Source organism: Streptomyces sp. BYX5S (assembly GCF_054724165.1).
The window spans coordinates 4268777-4285278 of sequence record NZ_CM138829.1 but is presented as its reverse complement, the minus strand read 5'-3'; the positions used below and the strand labels follow the sequence as shown (position 1 = coordinate 4285278).

13 protein-coding genes are annotated in these 16502 nt (G+C 72.0%); 4 read left to right on the top strand and 9 right to left on the bottom strand.

The annotated features are described in order from the left end of the window. Positions 1 to 3: 3 nt before the first annotated feature. Positions 4 to 792: a thioesterase family protein gene (locus ACYBSK_RS19555; protein ID WP_460242648.1), complete on the bottom strand. Its 789-nt coding sequence runs from the start codon at positions 790 to 792 to the stop codon at positions 4 to 6. 84 nt (positions 793 to 876) lie between these two features. Beyond that, positions 877 to 1518, bottom strand: a complete 642-nt coding sequence (locus ACYBSK_RS19550) for a TetR/AcrR family transcriptional regulator (RefSeq protein WP_460242647.1) — start codon at positions 1516 to 1518, stop codon at positions 877 to 879. Between the two features lie 201 nt (positions 1519 to 1719). On the opposite strand from ACYBSK_RS19550, the gene ACYBSK_RS19545 reads away from it, so the two are divergent. Then, complete coding sequence (locus tag ACYBSK_RS19545; protein WP_460242646.1) at positions 1720 to 2892, top strand: acyl-CoA dehydrogenase family protein; 1173 nt, start codon at positions 1720 to 1722, stop codon at positions 2890 to 2892. A gap of 67 nt (positions 2893 to 2959) precedes the next feature. Then, the gene (locus ACYBSK_RS19540; protein ID WP_460242645.1) at positions 2960 to 4291 is read left to right on the top strand and encodes an MFS transporter; all 1332 of its coding nucleotides are present in this window, start codon (positions 2960 to 2962) and stop codon (positions 4289 to 4291) included. 42 nt (positions 4292 to 4333) lie between these two features. Here ACYBSK_RS19540 and ACYBSK_RS19535 read toward each other — a convergent pair whose 3' ends face one another. From ACYBSK_RS19535 to ACYBSK_RS19510, 6 genes are read right to left on the bottom strand one after another with little or no spacing between them, the layout of a single operon-like run. Further along, positions 4334 to 7468, bottom strand: coding sequence for a discoidin domain-containing protein (locus ACYBSK_RS19535; RefSeq protein WP_460242644.1), 3135 nt, complete (start codon positions 7466 to 7468; stop codon positions 4334 to 4336). A gap of 27 nt (positions 7469 to 7495) precedes the next feature. Next, the gene (locus tag ACYBSK_RS19530) at positions 7496 to 9292 is read right to left on the bottom strand and encodes a sugar-binding domain-containing protein (protein WP_460242643.1); all 1797 of its coding nucleotides are present in this window, start codon (positions 9290 to 9292) and stop codon (positions 7496 to 7498) included. 48 nt (positions 9293 to 9340) lie between these two features. Beyond that, positions 9341 to 9952: a hypothetical protein gene (locus ACYBSK_RS19525; protein WP_460242641.1), complete on the bottom strand. Its 612-nt coding sequence runs from the start codon at positions 9950 to 9952 to the stop codon at positions 9341 to 9343. A 6-nt stretch (positions 9953 to 9958) separates the two neighbouring features. Continuing rightward, entirely contained in the window at positions 9959 to 10795 is an 837-nt protein-coding gene (locus tag ACYBSK_RS19520; RefSeq protein WP_460242640.1) for a carbohydrate ABC transporter permease, read from the bottom strand. Beyond that, positions 10792 to 11763 carry a carbohydrate ABC transporter permease gene (locus ACYBSK_RS19515; RefSeq protein ID WP_460242639.1) on the bottom strand — a complete coding sequence of 324 codons (972 nt, stop codon included), beginning with the start codon at positions 11761 to 11763 and terminating at the stop codon, positions 10792 to 10794. Before ACYBSK_RS19515 ends, ACYBSK_RS19520 begins: the two co-directional genes overlap by 4 nt. After that, entirely contained in the window at positions 11760 to 13097 is a 1338-nt protein-coding gene (locus ACYBSK_RS19510) for an ABC transporter substrate-binding protein (protein ID WP_460242638.1), read from the bottom strand. Before ACYBSK_RS19510 ends, ACYBSK_RS19515 begins: the two co-directional genes overlap by 4 nt. A 157-nt stretch (positions 13098 to 13254) precedes the next feature. On the opposite strand from ACYBSK_RS19510, the gene ACYBSK_RS19505 reads away from it, so the two are divergent. Further along, the gene (locus ACYBSK_RS19505) at positions 13255 to 14298 is read left to right on the top strand and encodes a LacI family DNA-binding transcriptional regulator (RefSeq protein WP_460242637.1); all 1044 of its coding nucleotides are present in this window, start codon (positions 13255 to 13257) and stop codon (positions 14296 to 14298) included. A gap of 14 nt (positions 14299 to 14312) precedes the next feature. On the opposite strand, the gene ACYBSK_RS19500 is transcribed toward ACYBSK_RS19505, so the two are convergent. Then, complete coding sequence (locus ACYBSK_RS19500) at positions 14313 to 14990, bottom strand: GntR family transcriptional regulator (RefSeq protein WP_460242636.1); 678 nt, start codon at positions 14988 to 14990, stop codon at positions 14313 to 14315. A 257-nt stretch (positions 14991 to 15247) separates the two neighbouring features. On the opposite strand from ACYBSK_RS19500, the gene ACYBSK_RS19495 reads away from it, so the two are divergent. Further along, the gene (locus ACYBSK_RS19495; protein ID WP_460242635.1) at positions 15248 to 16498 is read left to right on the top strand and encodes an aminotransferase family protein; all 1251 of its coding nucleotides are present in this window, start codon (positions 15248 to 15250) and stop codon (positions 16496 to 16498) included. Positions 16499 to 16502 lie beyond the last annotated feature (4 nt).

The following is a 16502-nucleotide window of genomic DNA, read 5'->3' as shown; positions in this document are numbered from 1 at the left end:
GCCTCAGCGGTCCGGTGCCCGGTTCGCGAGCGCCGTCGTGGCGCAGTAGCCGATCGGGCCCGCCGCGTCGTACAGGGTGCAGTGGCCGACCGCGATGCCGTCCTCCGCCGTGTGCCCGGTGGCCTCCAGGCCGATCTCGGCGCTGAGCGGGAGCCGGCTGAGGACCAGGGTGTAGTCGGAGTTGATGTAGCGCAGGCCGTCGTCGCCCGCGTGGGCGAGCGGGCTGGCGGTGTCGGCGGCCAGTGCGGCGCGCACCAGCGGGGAGAGCGCCTCACCGCCGACCAGCGGGCGGGCGTCGCGCATCCACGCCCTGCGCCGTTGTTCGCCGCGCCATTCGCGCACCGGCCGGAGGTCCTCGTCGAAGCGCAGGAACTGGGTGCGCCCGTTCGGCTTCAGCATGTCGTCCGGCGCGGGCGCGTCCCACGGCCCGGCGGACGGGATGTGGCCGGGCGGGGGAGCGCTGGTGCGCAGCAGCACCGCGCTCGCCCGCGCCAGTGGCTGCCCGTCGCTGTGCACGATCGCGTCGGCCACCCGGATCCGCCGGCCGTCGCGGACCCGCTCCGTGGTGACACCGACCGGGGCGAAGGGCGCGCTGCGGAACAGGTCGACGGTGAGCCGGGCGAAGTGCAGCCCTTCCTCGGCGTGTTCACGCTCCAGCGCCCGCGCGGCGAGCCCGCCCAGGAGCCGGCCGTGCACCGTGCCGGGCGCCCACCAGCCGCGGGCGTGCGACTCGGGTACGAACGTGTCGCCGCGCAGCGTGAAGTAGGGCGCCTCTTCTTCGGTCTGTGCCACCTGTGTTCCCTTCGGTTCGTGCGGTCGTACGGGTCGTGCGTGCGTGCACCCGAAACAGTGCGCGCGGTCAGGCGGTGCGCGCGGTCAGGGTGAGCGCAGGGGATCGATGCTCAGCGGATCCAGCCGGCGGATGAGCGCGACCGTGGCGTGACAGATCGCGTCCGCGTCCCGCTTGCGCGCACACGTGCCGATCTCCCGGCCCGCCTCGCCGATCACCGAGGTCAGCACCCCGACCACGAGCCGGTCCACGGGCTCGCCGCCGGCCTCCAGCAGCACCGAGTTCTGCCGGATCCACTCCCGGCCGCGCGCCCGGCGCATCACCTCGAAACCGGGCGGGGCGTCCCCGTCCATCCACAGCCTGACGAGGTCCCGCTGCCGCCAGCACCCCTCCAGGAAGCTGCGCGTGCCGACGAGGAACAGCTCCAGCGGATCCGACTCGCCCGCCGCCCGTGCCGCGGCGACCGCCTGGGCGGCCTCGCGTTCACGGGCGTTCTCGTAGTCCTCCCACAGTGCGACGAACAGCTCCGTCTTGCCGCCGAAGTGGTGGTACAGACTGCCGACGCTGGAGCCCGCCCGGCGCACCACCGCGACGATCGCCGTGTCCGTGAAGCCCTGCTCGCAGAAGACCTCGCGGGCGGCATCCAGGAGGGTGCGCCGGGTCTGCTCCGTGCGGCTCCACTGCCAGGCGTTGTCCCTGACCGCGGTCCGCGCCGCCTTGCGTGTCATCCGGCCGTCACCCCCCGGGCCCCGGTTGTCGTACCGAACCGAATTTTAGAATCAGCCAATTCCGTGCGCCAGAAGCCCGGTTGAAGTCTTTGCCGACCTCTTGACCCGCCGCCCGGCCGCGGGCAACTTGAATGCGTTCCTAGATTCCCGTTCCAGGATTCCCGGGCCGTGCCGCCTTCCGGGAGTAAGGGGAGCTCTGCCATGGTCGACTTCTCGCTGTCCACCGAGGAACGCCAGATCCGGGACACGGTGCGCGCGTTCATCACCAAGGAAGTGATGCCGCTGGAGCAGGACGTGCTCCGCAACGAGCGGGCCGGGCAGCCCGGCGTCGACGCCTCGGTCATCACCGAACTGCGGGCCAAGGCGCGCACCGCCGGCTTCTGGGGCGTGAACACCCCGGAGGAGTACGGCGGGATGAACCTCGGCGCCGTGATGTCCGCGATCATCGCGATGGAGACCGGCCGGACCTTCGTCCCCTTCTCCTTCGGCGGCGGCGCCGACAACATCCTCTACGCCTGCGACGAGGAGCAGAAGCGGCAGTACCTGCTGCCGACCATCGAGGGGGAGCGCCGCTCCTGCTTCGCCATCACCGAACCCGGCGCGGGCTCCGACGCCCGCAACATCCGCAGCCGCGCCGTGCGCGACGGCGACGACTGGCTGATCACCGGCGAGAAGACGTTCATCACGGGCGGCAACGAGGCCGACTTCGTGATGGTGTTCGCGGTCACCGACCCCGACAAGGGCGCCGACGGCGGTGTCACCTGCTTCCTCGTCGACCGCGACATGGGCTGGAAGTCCGAGCCGATCGAGACGATGGGCCAGTGGGGCCCCGCCTCCCTCGTCTTCGACGAGGTCCGCGTCCCCGCACGCAATGTCCTCGGCGAGGTCGGCAAGGGCTTCCAGCTCGCCATGGAGTGGATCGGCCAGGGCCGCTACCTCATCCCGGCACGCGCCATCGGCTCCGCCGAGCGCATGCTCCAGATGGGCGTCGACTACGCCCGCCAGCGGCACTCCATGGGCCGCCCCATCGCCGACTACCAGGCCATCCAGTGGCACATCGCCGACTCGCAGGTGGAGATCGAGTCCGCGAAGTGGCTCACCCTGTACGCCGCCTGGCGCGCCCAGCAGGGCATGGACGCCCGGCACGCCTCGTCCATCGCGAAGCTCAACGGCGCGGTGATGGCCAACCAGGTCGTCGACCGGATCCTCCAGATCCACGGCGGCATGGGCTACACCAAGGAACTCCCCATCGAACGCTGGTACCGGGAGCTGCGCCTGCTGCGCATCTTCGAGGGCACCGACGAGATCCAGAAGCGCACCATCGCCCGCAACCTCATCAAGGGACACGTACGGCTCGGCGGCATCGGCGAGTGACGGGGGCGAGGCCCCCGGGAACTCTCCGCGCCCGGAACCCTCCCCACGACCGAAGGCGGGTGGAGCAATGAGGCTCTTCCACGTGCGCGAACTCGACCACTACCCGAGCGCCCGGCAGCGGATGCGCATCCTGTCGATGGCGGTCCTCGCCGTCCTCATCGCCTCCTACGAGGGGCAGATCGCGCCGGTCGTGCCGCTGCTCCTCGACGACCTCGACATGTCGCTGACGACGTACGGGGCCGTCTCCGCCACCGCGCTCGTCGCCGGAGCGATCGCGTCGATGGTCGGCGGGCGCCTCACCGACACCGTCGGCCGGGTGCGGCTCATCGTGCCGCTGCTGATGCTGACGGCGGGCTGCTGCTTCCTCATGACGACCGTCCACTCGGCCGGTCAACTCCTCGCCGTCAGGGCGGTGCTGTCGGTCGTCGACGGCATGGCGATGGCGGGCACCGCGCCGCTCGTGCGGGACTTCTCGCCGCGCATGGGACGGGCGCAGGCCTTCGGGTTCTGGACGTGGGGCCCGGTCGGGGCGAGCTTCCTGGCCGCCACGGTCGCCAGCCTCACGCTGCCGCTGTTCGACGACTCGTGGCGCTCGCAGTTCGTCATCATGGGGTCGGTGTCCCTCGTCCTGTCCGTGGTGATCGCCTTCAACATCGCGGATCTGTCACCCGAACTGCGCGCCCGGATCGTGCAGTCCGAACGGGAGACCCTCGCGCGCGCCGACCACACCAAGCCGCCCCGCGTCCTCGACCTGTTCCGCCACCGCGCCGTCTGGGCACACGTCACGGGCATCGCGTGCTGGCTGGTGCTGTACCTGACGCTCAACGTATACGGGCAGACGATGCTCGCCGAGAGCTTCGACCTGACGGCCGCGCGGGCCTCGCAGATCATGGCGGCGTTCTGGACCCTGAACATCCTCACCCTGGTCCTGTCCGGCCGGCTCTCCGACCGCCTGCAACTGCGCAAGCCGTTCTGCGTGGCCGGCACCGTGGCCGGGGTCGTCCTCACCGTGTACCTGGCGTCCCTCGTCGGCCGCGACGACGTGTCGCACCTGCACGTCGCCCTCACCGGCGCGCTCCTCGGCGGCGTCCTGGGCTGCGCCTACGGCCCGTGGATGGCGAACTTCTCGGAGAACGCCGAGGACGTCGATCCGCGCCTGCAGGGCACCGCCTGGGGTGTGTTCACGTTCCTGACCAAGGCGATGGCCGTGGTGGTCCTCATCGCCGTGCCGCGCGTGGTCGAGTCCGGCGGCTGGCGCCCCTGGCTGATCGTCTCGGCCTGCTGCATGGCCGTGTTCGTCCCGGCCTCCCTGCTCTTCCGCGGCCCGTGGCGCCGCCCGAGCACGGCACCGGTCACCCCCTCCCAGGACACCCCCACCACCGCCCCCGCGGGCGACTGACCGGCTCGGAGCCGGCCACCCGCGGGGTTGGCGGTACGCGGGTCAGCGCACGGACAGCCGGACCAGCCGCGCGTCCGGGGCCCGCTCGCCGGTCACCCTGACGGCGACGTAACGAGCGCGGGTGCCGGCGGGGCCGAGCCCGAGCGTCCGCTCGGGCCCCTTCCCGTCGAGGCGCCCCGCGCCCCGGTACTCGATGCCGTCCACACTCAGCTCGACCTCCGCGGCGGGCGCGCCACCCACCGTCCACGCGACCTGCACGGTGCGGACGGCCGTCGGCGCGCCGAGGTCGACGACCATGCGCCCGCCGGGCCCGGGACGCCACGAGGTCGCCCGGTCCCCGTCCACCGCGGCGGCCGGGTCGGACATGCCCTCGGGCAGCGGACTCGTCGGGAAGACGGTCCGGCCGAGCGCGAGGTCGTCCACCGGGAAGGCGGTCGCACCGTGGAGGTGCAGCGTCGTCTCCCGCGCCCGCGTTACCGTCGCCACCGCGCCGCGGCCCTGCGCCGCCACCCGGACCCGGCAGGCCGCACCGGACAGGCGAAGGGTGGCACCGTCCACGACCCGTACCCGCAGCCCGCTCGGCAGCCGGTCGCCGGAGAGCGGCGTCAGTGTGAACCGTGGCGGGAGCAACAGCGCCTGCGCGGCGCCGAGTTCGGCGCGGTACGCGAGGCCGTCGTCGGTGACGGTCTGGTCGCCTTCGAAGACGGGACGGCTCGCGCCGGACAGTGGCACGTCCACCGTGGTGGCGACCTGTTCGCCCGACAGGTTGAAGAGGGCCACGTGGCCATCGGTGAGCGCCACGCGGATGCTGTCCGACGCGGCGGTCGGCGCGGGCTTCCGGGCGAGGGCGCGCAGGGCGGCCGCCGAGGTGTCCGCGTAACCCTCCACCAGGACCGGCGCCGCCGGGCCGTCCGCTGCCACGACCGTGTCGCCGTACACCGCGATCGGATGCCCGCCGCCCCGCACGACGAGCCCGGCCCGCCCGTCGATGTCGAGCCAGCCGCCCCGGCTGCTCACGTCCGGCTTCGGCCAGACGGCCAGGTCCTCCCACCGCTCGCCGTCGGCCGAGCCCTGCACGCGGTAGGCGCGCCCGGCGGCTGCCTCCCAGCGCAGCGTCACCCGGTCGATGTCGTGCGCGGCACCGAGGTCGACCGCCAGCCAGGAGTCGGCGCGCGTCCGTTCGGCGCGGGACACCGCCCACCGTGTGCCCGGGTCGCCGTCCACGGCGAGACCGGCTCCCTTGCCCGTGTCGCTGGACGACGCGGTCGCCGTCCCACCGCGCGCCAGATCCGCCCCGTCGGCGCCGTCCCGCACCTCCAGGGCGTACAGCGAATACCCGTACGTGGGATCGGGGCGCACCCCGAGCATCCGGATGTGCCGCACCGAGGTACGTGGCACGTCGACTTGGTCGACGCGCGCCCCCGGCTCGGGGGCGTCGTCCCGCGCGGGCACGGAGACGCTGTCCTCCTCGAACCGGTAGGTGCGGGCTCCGTCGAGCCCCGCCATGCCCGGCATCGTGAGGTTGTGCACCTCCAGGTGGCCCTCGCCCGCGCCGGTTCCGGTGCTCGCGTAGACGACCGAACCCGTCGGCAGCGTCGCGAACCCCGCGTAGCCGCCGCCGAGTCGGAACACGCTCGCGCTGCCGTCGAAGCCGTCGCGCACGGAGGCGTACACCCGCACCGAGCGCGCCTCGACCGTGCCCGCGGAGGAGGGCAGGAACATCGGCGTCGGGCCGCTCAGCCGGAACAGCCAGTCGTCGTGCCCCGGCTGCCAGGCGAACTTCACGAATCCGGGCTTGCTGACGGCGCCCGCCCACGCGGCCCGCGTCTGGTGCGACACGAGCCCCGGCCCGGCACCGAAGTCCGTGACACCAGCGGCGCGCGCGAACACCTCCTGGCGCGTGTACGGGTGCACCCGCTCCTCGCCCCGCTCGGCCGCCCACTCGTGCAGCAGATAGCTGATGGCCAGCTCGGCGCGGGCCTCCGGCTCGTACTTGGGCTCGCCCGAGAACTTCGCGAGGCGGTACTGCGGCGGATACGACTGATACGCCTCCAGCCGCTCGGCCAGGGCCCGTTCGGCCCATGCCGCCGACCGGTCGCCCGTCACCTGCGCCAGGAACGCGAGCGGGACGACATCACGGCCGTACAGGTGCTCGCGGTCGGCGACCATCGGCATCAGCGGTTCACCGGCGTCGCTCATGACACCGAGGAGGGTGCGCCACAACGGCGCGGCGTTCGGCTGCCGTGTCAGCACCTCGGGCAGCGGCCGCCCGGCCGCCAGGAAGTGTGCCGCGTTCCGCCCGGAGGTGCGCCACAGCTCCTCCTGGTAGTGCGGGCCGAAGGAGCCGTGGTTCTCGACGATGAACGTGTCGTACAGGTTCCGCGCGGTGTTGCGGGAGACACGGACGCCGTCCACGAGCGCCGGGTTGGCCAGGTCGGCGGGCGGCAGCCCGGCCTCGTTGCGCGACCAGGTGCCGTAGCCGGCCTCCCAGTCGGGGCGGCGCGGGTCGTCGGGGGCCCAGGCGAGAGCGGGCGCCAGGGTCTGCGCGTACAGCCCCATCTCCTCCAGCTTGGTGTCACCGACATGACCGCCCTTGAGGCCGTTCGGCGTCCAGTCGCCGGAGTCCGGGTCGTCACCCGTCCCCAACGACGTGGTGTACGCGGCCTGTTCACGGGTGATGGTGTCGACGCGGTCGCGCGTCGCCGCGTCGAGGTCGTCCCACAGGAGCCGCGCGGCCAGCACGAAGTACGACTGGAAGGTGGTGTCGAAGAACAGCTTGCGGCCCCACTCGGTGCCGCCCGTGAGCCGGTTCGACGCCGCGAAGTGCCGGATGGTGGCGAGCGTGCGCGCCTTGAGGGTGTCCCGGTCCACCCCGGCCCGCTCACTGTCGTACGTACCGCGCGTCAGCAGCACCGCGTGGCCGAGGACGACGGCGAAACCGAAGTCCTTGGCGGTGTAGTGACCGGCCGAGCCGTCCCATTGGGTCTCCGACCAGCGGGTGTGGTGCAGCAGGACCCGGTGGTACGTGGCCGCCGTGTCGTCCGGGGGAGTGTCCGAACCGGCCGCCGCGCGGGCAGCGTCGGCTCCGGTGACGGCGGGCAAGGCGCTCGTCGCGGCGGTCAGGGCGGCGGCTTGCAGGAATCTGCGGCGGCGGAGCGCCGGAAGGTGGTGCGGCATGTGCGGGGCCTCTTTCGGTCGCGGGTTTCAGTCGCGGGTGCGCGTGAGGATCGCGCGGAGCTCGGGTACGGGCAGCTTGGGTTCGCGGTCCGCGGTCAGCAGACCATTGACCTCCTGCTCGGTGTCGGTGAACTGCGTGTAGCAGAATCCGGCGAGCCCCGAGTCGACGGCCGCCCCCACCAGCGAGTCGAGCCGCTCGGCGAACTCCCGCACCGTGGCCACGGTGTCGTAGCCGAACCACTCGGCGCCCTCGGCCGGTTCGAAGGTGGCGCCGCCGAACTCGCTGAGCACGACCGGCTGCCCCGTGTGGCGCACCCCGTCGAGGGTGAGGCGCCGCACACCGGGCCACTGCTCGGTGAACTCGTCGCGGCGCAGCGCCGGTTGACCGTAGCGCTCGCGCAGCACGTCCGCGGACTGCGTGTAATCGTGCACGCCCCACAGGTCACCCGCGGAGACCTCCCAGCCGTCGTTGGAGACGGCGGGACGCGACGGGTCGAGGGCCTTGGTGAGGTGGTACAGGGCGTCCATGAAGTGGCGCTGCTCCGGGACCAGCGCCGGATTCGGCACACCCCAGGACTCGTTGAGGGGGATCCAGGCGACGATGCTGGGGTGGCTCAGGTCCCGTGAGACGGCCGCCGTCCACTCGGCGGTGATCCGCTCGACGGTGGTCGTACCGAACGCGTACGCGGACGGCATCTCCTCCCACAGCACCAGACCCAGCCGGTCGGCCCAGTACAGGAACCTCGGGTCCTCGATCTTCTGGTGGATGCGCAGCCCGTTGAGGCCGATCTCCTTGGCGAGCTCCGCCTCCCTGCGCAGCTCGTGCGCCGACGCGGCGAGGTGCGAGCCCGGCCAGTAGCCCTGCTGGAGCGCCAGCCGCAGGAAGTACGGCTTGTGGTTGAGGAGGAACAGGCCGTCGTCCCAGCCGATGTCACGCAGGCCGAGGTACGACGCGACACGGTCGACGGGTGTGCCGTCCGCCGCGTCCGTCACCTCGACCGACGCGTCCACGAGGTGCGGGTGCTCCGGCGTCCACAGCAGGTCCTCCAGGTCCTGGGCGTGCCGCAGCGCCGGGACGGCGATGTCGAAGGTCGTGTCTTGCCCGTCGGCGAGGCTGCGCTGGTCGGCGAGGACCCGACCGCCCAGGGTGAGCCGGACCGACACGTGCACGGGCGCCTGCGGCCACCGGCTGAGCCGGATCCGGCAGCGTACGCGGGCGCCCGCGACGTCGGGCGTCCAGTGCAGCGTCGTCACGTGCTGCTCGGGGACCTCTTCCAGCCACACGGGCTGCCAGATCCCCGACGTGCGGTGGTACCAGATGACGTGCGGGTCGCGCCGCCAGTCCTGCTTGCCGCGCGGCTGCGTCACGTCGAGCGGCTGGTCTTCCGCGCGCACCACGACGACCTGCTCGCCGTCCCCGTCGACCGCCTCGGTGATGTCACAGGTGAACCCGGTGTGGCCGCCCTCGTGGCGGCCGACCGGGCGCCCGTTGACCCAGACCTCCGCCCGGTGGTCGACGGCGCCGAAGTGCAGCAGCAGGCGGCGGCCCGCGGCGGGCCGGGCGGCGTCGACGGTGCGGCGGTACCAGAGCACCGGGTGGAAGCCCGTGTCGTGCACCCCGGACGCAGCGGACTCCGGCGGGTAGGGCACGGTCACGTCGCCGGTGAACGGCGCGGTGACGTCCGGATCCATCCAGCGCTCCGTACGGCCGCGGTCGGCGTCGTCGTGGGTGAACCGCCACGTCCCGCCGAGGTCGCGCCAGGCGGGGTCCCGGACGAGCTGCGGCCGGGGGTGGCCCTCGACGTCGAGATGGGTGTGAGACAAGGAGAACTCCGTTGGTGTGGTGCGCCGTTGAGGGCGGGAAGCGGGGTGTCAGGGAGCGGGGGAGCGCAGGTCGACGGCCGTGGCGGCGAACGCAAGCGGTCCGGGCAGCAGCGGGACCAGGACCGGCATCGCCCACGCGAGCAGCGCCGCGAGGAGCACGGCGCCCGCCAGCAGCAGGCTGCCGCGCGGATCGGCGAGCGAGCGCTCGAGGCCCGCGCGCGCCGTTAGCCGCCGCGGACCGTCGAGCGCCGTGGCCCGCAGCCCGGCGACGGCGGCGCCCAGTACGAGCAGGAACAGGGCGGGCGTCAGCACCGCGGCTCCCGGCAGCCCGGATCCGAGCAGGGCGGTGTCGAGCAGGACGACGAGCGCGAGCACCGGCGGCACCAGCCCGCCCAGCAGCGCCCGCCCGGTCACCCGTGCCCGCAACTCACCGGCGTACGTGCGGAGTCCGACGTGCCCGCCGCCGCGCAGTGTGCCGCGCAGGACCGCCGACGCCGCCGCGAAGGCGGCCGGTGCCGTGACCACCGGGAGACAGGCGACGGCAGTCAGCAGGCCGACGAGCAGCACGTCGGCGAACAGGGTGAAGCCGCCGCCGAACACCTCGCCGGGCTCACGGCGCTCGGCCCGCGCGGGGCGGGGTGCGGTGGGTGTGTGGGTCATGGCGGCTCAGCCCTTCAGCCCGGACGTGGCCATTCCCTGCACGAGGTAGCGCTGGAAGACGAAGAAGAACAGCACGATCGGCAGGACCGAGATCACCGACATCGCGAACATCGGCCCGTACGCGGACGTGCTGCCCTGGTCGACGAAGCTGCGCAGGGCGAGCGTGATGGTGAACTTCTCCGGCGCGAACAGATAGATCATCTGCGTGAAGAAGTCGTTCCACGTCCAGATGAACGTGAAGATGGCCGTCGTGATCAGCGCCGGACGGCTCAACGGCAGCGTGATCGCCCAGTACGTGCGGAACGGTCCGCAGCCGTCGATCCGCGCCGACTCCTCCAGCTCCCTCGGCAGCCCGCGCATGAACTGCACGATCAGGAACACGAAGAACGCCTCGGTGGCCAGGAACTTCGGCAGGATCAGCGGCCAGAACGTGTCCACCAGGCCGAGCCGGTTGAAGATGATGTACTGCGGGATCAGCACGACGTGGTGCGGCAGCATCAGCGTCGCCACCATGAAGCCGAACATCGGCCCGCGCATCCGGAACCGCAGCCGCGCGAAGGCGTACGCGGCCAGCGAGCACGACAGCACGTTGCCGACGACGGCGCCCCCGGAGATCAGCAGCGTGTTGCCGAGCAGCCGGCTCACCGGTACACCCGACACCCCGTCCAGCGCCGTCGTGTAGTTCGACCACTCCAGCCGGCTCGGCCACAGGTGCAGGCTGGCGATGACCTCGTCGGCGGGCTTCAGCGACGTCGCGAGCAGCCAGGCCAGCGGATACAGCAGGACCAGCAGACCCACGGCGGCGATCGTGTGCGGTATCCACCGCTTCGCGGCGAGGTTCATCGGGCTGCCCCTTCAGTGTCGTCCGCGTAGAAGACCCAGGACCGGGACGTGCGGAACAGGATCAGGGTGATCACGCCGACCGCGATCAGCAGCAGCCAGGCCATCGCGGAGGCGTAGCCCATGTGGGAGGCGGTGAAGCCGCGTTCGTACAGGTACAGCGTGTAGAACAGCGTGGAGTCGGCGGGACCGCCCTCGCCGCCGCTGACGGCGTAGGCCGGGGTGAACACCTGGAAGGAGTTGATGACTTCCAGGACCAGGTTGAAGAAGACGACCGGGGACAGCATCGGCACGGTCACCGACACGAACTGCCGCCAGCGGCCCGCCCCGTCGAGCGCCGCCGCCTCGTACAGGTCCGGCGAGATCTGTTGCAGTCCCGCCAGGAAGATCACCATGGGCGCGCCGAACTGCCACACCGTCAGCAGCACGATCACGAACACCGCGAGATCCGCGTTGCCGACCCAGCCGCCCGTGTGGATGCCGATGGAGCCGAGGGCTCCGGCGACGGTGCCGCCGTCGTTGAACAGCGCCCGCCACACCAGCGCGATGGACATGCTCGCGCCGAGCAGTGACGGCGCGTAGAAGGCGGAACGGTAGAAGGCCCGGCCCCGGCCGAGGTTCTTCAGCAGCATCGCCGCGCCCAGCGCGAGCCCCAGCTTCAGCGGCACCGCCACGACGACGTACAGCATCGTCGTCCCCACCGACCGCCAGTAACGCGGGTCGTCGGTGAGCATGTCGACGTAATTGCGCAGCCCGATCCACTTCGGCGGGTCGAACAGGTTGTAGTCCGTGAAGGACAGGTACAGCGACACCGCCATCGGTACGAGGGTCAGCACGACCGCGCCGATCATCCACGGCGACAGGAACACGTAGGCGGGCCATTGCTGTTCGCGCGGGCGGCGGCGCCGGTCCGGCGGCGGCTCGGCGGGACGGCTCGCGGGAGCGGGCGCCCTGGTGGTGACTGCGCTCATGACCTCAGCTCCTTGTTCGCCTCGCCGATGAGTTCCCGGGCCGCCTGCCGGGGCGTCGCCCTGCCGTACATCACGCGCTGGTACACACGGTTGAAGGCGGGCTGGATCGCCAGGTCACCGGGTGGCGGAGCGGTCGGCGGCGCGTCGAGGCCGTACTCCTCCATCGTCCGCGCGTACCGGAAGATCTCCAGCTCGGCGCCTTCGAGCGTGCCGCCGACGCGGGCGGCGATCGTCCGGTTGGGCGGCGTGGAGCGGGAGAACCCGAGGATGTCGCCCGCCCTGGGGTCGTTGAGCAGGAAGTCCACCAACTGGGCGGCCTCCTTGGGGTGCGCGGAGTGCGCGCCGATGCCGATGAGCATGCTCGGCTTGAAGTACGCGCCCCGCCTGCCGTCGGTCGTGGGCACGGGCGCGTAGTGGACGTGGTCGCCCAGCAGGTCGACATAGCCGGGGAACGGCGCGTCCCAAGTGAAGTCGGAGGCCGCGAGACGACGGCCCATGGGGGACATCTCGGTGTTGGTGGCCTGCACGCTGTCCTTGGGCTCGGCGACGGCTCCGGCTCTGCGCAGGCGGTCGCAGAACGTCCAGAACTCGGTCAGGTCGTCCTCGGTGAAGGCGAGTTCCCTCTGGCTGCGGTACAGCCTGCCGCCGCGGCCGCGCAGCCAGTCCTCGAAGATGTCCTCGTTTCCGCCGCCGTCGTTGGCGCCGCGCACCGGACGGCCGTCGGGGGACCTGAGGCCGAGTTCGGTGATGCGTCTGTTGTCCCGCGCCCACTCCTCCCAGGTCCGGTCCGGGCGGGGCGCCCGGAGCCCGGCCTTGTCGAACATCGCGGAGTCGTAGGCGTAACCGGTGATGCCCCGCCCCATCGGCAGGGCGTACTGGCCGCCCCGGTACGTGCCGGTGCGCAGGAAGTCGTGGTCCATGTCGGAGGTGTCGATGGTGCCGCGCCCGATGGCGGCGTCCAGCGGCATCAGCGCGTGTCCACCGGCGTACTGGGACACCTGCCGGTAGTCCAGCTGGACCACGTCGGGGATGCCGCCACCGGCGGCCTGCGTCGCCAACTTCTGCAAATACGCGCCGAATTCGCCGTTCGACGTGCGGACGGTGACGCCGGGGTGCTCCTTCTCGAAGAGGCGCACCGCCTTCTCCGTGCGCGCGGCACGGTCGTCGTTGCCCCACCAGGAGAACCTGAGGGTGACACCGCGCGATGTGCCGCCGCTCGCGGTGGAACAGCCGGACAGCGTGCCGGCCAGCGCGGCGCCGGTACCGGCGGCCGCCGTGGTCAGGACGGCCCGGCGGCTGGGGCGGCGCCGCGGACCGCTTCGGGGTTCGGGCATGGGAGCCTTCCGTGGAGGGGTGGGGTTCCAACGTTGTAACCAGTGGGTGTCATCAAGGTCAACCCTCCGGTCGCAATCACCGAAACCGGCTCCCGGTGCTGTCAACAGCCGCTGGCACGTGCATAATCGGGGCAGGCAATGCGAGGGGAGCCGGTCAGTGGCAGCAGTGACACTCAAGGACGTCGCCGAACGCGCGGGGGTGTCGATCAAAACGGTGTCCAACGTTGTACGCGACGCGCCCAAGGTCTCCGAGGCCACACGGACGCGCGTCATGAGCGCCGTGCGCGAACTGGGCTACCGGCCGAACCCCTCCGCTCGGAGACTGCGCACGGGACGCAGCGGGCTGATCGCCCTCGCCGTCCCCGACCTCGCGACGCCCTACTTCGCGGAACTGGCCCACCATGTGCGCCGGGAGGCCGCCGCCCTCGGGTTCACCGTCCTCATCGAGGAGACCCTCGGCGACACCAAAGAGGAGCTGCGCCTCGCGACCGGCGTCGGCGCCTCGCTCCTCGACGGTGTCATCCTCTCCCCGCTGCGCGTCTCCCCGGACGAACTCGCGCCTGTCACCGACCAGTTCCCCCTCGTCCTCCTCGGCGAACGCAGCTACGAGGGCGACCGCGTGGTCGCCGACCACGTCCTCATCGACAACGTGGCCGCCGCCCGCGAGGCGACCGCCCACCTCGCGGGCCTCGGCCGCACCCGCATCGCCGCCATCGGCGTCGACAAGGCGGGCTCCGCTACCAGCCGCCAGCGCCTGGAAGGTTTCCAACAGGCCCTCCACGAAGCCGGGTTGACGTACGACCCCCGCCTGGCACCCCAGATCACGGACTTCGACCGCCGCAACGGCCTCCAGGCCATGCGCGCGCTCGTCGAACTCCCCGAGGACCGGCGCCCCGACGCCGTCTTCTGCTTCAGTGACCTCCTCGCCGTCGGCGCCCGCCGCGCCCTGCACGAGGCGGACCTCACGATCCCCGGCGACGTGGCCCTCGTCGGCGTCGACGGCTCGGAGGAGGCCCGCTACGCGACACCGTCCCTGACCTCGGTCGTCCCCGACAAGGCCGCCATCGCCTCCCTGGCCGTGAAGTGCCTGGCCGACCGGATCCGCGCCGAGGAGCCCCCGCCGTTCGAGCTGCACATGGCCCCGCACTGGCTGGAGGTACGGGAGTCCACGGGCGGGGAGCGGGGGCGGCTGACGCCGTAAGGGGGCGGGGTGTCTCACCCGTCGCCGCGGGCCGCCAGGATCTCCTGCACCCGCGCCGCGTTCGACGCGACGTGATGCCGGGCCTCCCGCTGCGCCCGCGCGGCGTCCCCCGCACGGATCGCGGCCATCAGCGGTTCGTGCTCGCCCACGAGCCTGCGCGGGTTCTCGTTCTCGCGCTCGTGGGCGGACAATGCCATGAGATAGAACCGCAGTTCACGCGTGAGCCCCGCGTAGAACACGTCGATGCGCGCGTTGCCCAGCGTCCCCACGACGGCGCCGTGGAACGCGAGGTCCGCCGCCACGATGTCGGAGCGGCTGCGTGACTGCGTCACCGCGACCAGATGCGCGTACGCCGCCTCGACCACCGCCAGTCGGTCCGTGTCGAGGGGCGCCGCGAGCGCCGCCGCCTCCAAGTGCTCGCGCGCGGCGTACAACTCGGCCACGCTCTCCGGCGTGGGGGAGATGACCACGGCGCCGCGGTTGGCCTGGAAGCGGATCAGCCCGCCGTGCTCCAGCAGCCGCACCGCCTCCCGAACCGTGTTGCGGGCAATGCCCAGTTCGGCCGCGATGGCGCTCTCGCGCAGCCGCTCGCCCGGACGGAAGGCCCCGCCGAGAATCCGCTCCGACAGACCGTCGGCGATCTGCTGCGCGGTCGTGGTCCGCTGGGCCACCAGGCCTTCGAGTGCCGTCATGGCGTCATCGTAGCCACCCGGGAACCTCTGGTGCCGAACAGTAGAACTGCTCTACAGTTGCGCACTGCATCGACCGCTCCCGGCCCGTCGTCCCCCCCCACGTGACTCCCTGTCCGATGCGCCCCGCACTCGCGGGCACCTCCACGCCCGGATGATCACCCTGGGCGCCACCCGCACCCTCGTACGGTCCCGGCGCACGATCCCACCCCCGCTCCCCGCAAACGGAGATCCTCATGCCCCAGGAGAATTCGCCCGTCTTGACCGGACCCGCCCTGTGGAGCGCGCAGGCCCACCTCCCGTCCGTCCTCGGACGGCAGCTGACCATCGAACGCGCCGAAGGCTGCTACCTGTTCAGCACCGACGGCCGCCGCCTCTTCGACGGCACGGCCGGACTGTGGCACGCCAACGTCGGGCACGCCCGCCCCGAACTCGCCGACGCCGCGCACGACCAGATGCGTCGCCTGGAGACGTACCACGTCTTCGGCCGCTACCTGAACGACCGCGCGGTCGCCCTCGGTGAACGCCTCGCCGCCATGTCACCCGTCGACGACCCCAAGGTCATCCTCAACAGCGGTGGCAGCGACGCCATCGACGTCGCCTGCAAGCTCGCGCGCAGGCACTGGCAGCGCGCGGGCCGCACGAGCAAGACAGTGATCCTCAGTCGCGAGTTCGCCTACCACGGCCTGCACGCCTACGGCACGAGCATCGCGGGTCTCGACTTCAACCGCGCCGGCTACGGCACCGACTCCCTCGTCCCGGAGACGGCGCGGGTGTCCACGGACGACATCGACGCCGTCGACCGCACCGTCCGGGAGATCGGCCCGGAGCACATCGCAGCCCTCGTCGCCGAACCCGTCCAGGGCACCGGCGGTGTCATCCCGCCCGCTCCCGGCTACCTCGAAGGCCTGCAACGCATCTGCCGCGAGAACGACATCCTGCTGGTCGTCGACGAGGTCATCACCGGCTTCGGCCGCACGGGCCACATGTTCGCGACCCAGCGCTACGGCCTGGACCCCGACCTCGTCACCTTCGCCAAGGGAGTCACCTCCGGCTACGCACCGCTCGGCGGCGTCCTCGTGGCACCGCACATCTGGCAGCCGTTCTACCGCGACGCCGACGACACCCCGATGTTCCGGCACGGAGCCACCTACTCGGGGCACGCCACGGCGTGCGCCGTCGCCCTGCGCAATCTCGACATCCTCGACGAGGAGAAGCTGGTGCCGCGCGTCGCCGAGCTCGAACGCGTCCTCGTCGACGCGCTGCGAAACCTGGAGGGGCGGGAGTCCGTCGTCGAGACCCGGGTCGCCGGGCTGCTCGGCGGCGTCGCCCTCGTCGACGAGCTCAGCGCGGAGGCGGTCACGGACGACCTCGTGGACCTCGGCTTCGTCACCCGCCCGCTGCGCGGCAACACGGTGCAGATCAGCCCGCCGTTCATCACCACCGACGACGAACTGCGCCGACTCGTCGGCGCGATCGGCACGGTGCTCGCGACGCACGAGGGCAGGTGACCCG

Excerpts from the sequence above, each read along its gene's own strand:
- ACYBSK_RS19500 (WP_460242636.1), bottom strand. The coding sequence starts at position 14,990 with ATGACGGCACTCGAAGGCCTGGTGGCCCAGCGGACCACGACCGCGCAG.
- ACYBSK_RS19520 (WP_460242640.1), bottom strand. The coding sequence starts at position 10,795 with ATGAACCTCGCCGCGAAGCGGTGGATACCGCACACGATCGCCGCCGTG.
- ACYBSK_RS19540 (WP_460242645.1), top strand. The coding sequence starts at position 2,960 with ATGAGGCTCTTCCACGTGCGCGAACTCGACCACTACCCGAGCGCCCGG.
- ACYBSK_RS19545 (WP_460242646.1), top strand. The coding sequence starts at position 1,720 with ATGGTCGACTTCTCGCTGTCCACCGAGGAACGCCAGATCCGGGACACG.
- ACYBSK_RS19525 (WP_460242641.1), bottom strand. The coding sequence starts at position 9,952 with ATGACCCACACACCCACCGCACCCCGCCCCGCGCGGGCCGAGCGCCGT.
- ACYBSK_RS19510 (WP_460242638.1), bottom strand. The coding sequence starts at position 13,097 with ATGCCCGAACCCCGAAGCGGTCCGCGGCGCCGCCCCAGCCGCCGGGCC.
- ACYBSK_RS19535 (WP_460242644.1), bottom strand. The coding sequence starts at position 7,468 with ATGCCGCACCACCTTCCGGCGCTCCGCCGCCGCAGATTCCTGCAAGCC.
- ACYBSK_RS19515 (WP_460242639.1), bottom strand. The coding sequence starts at position 11,763 with ATGAGCGCAGTCACCACCAGGGCGCCCGCTCCCGCGAGCCGTCCCGCC.
- ACYBSK_RS19550 (WP_460242647.1), bottom strand. The coding sequence starts at position 1,518 with ATGACACGCAAGGCGGCGCGGACCGCGGTCAGGGACAACGCCTGGCAG.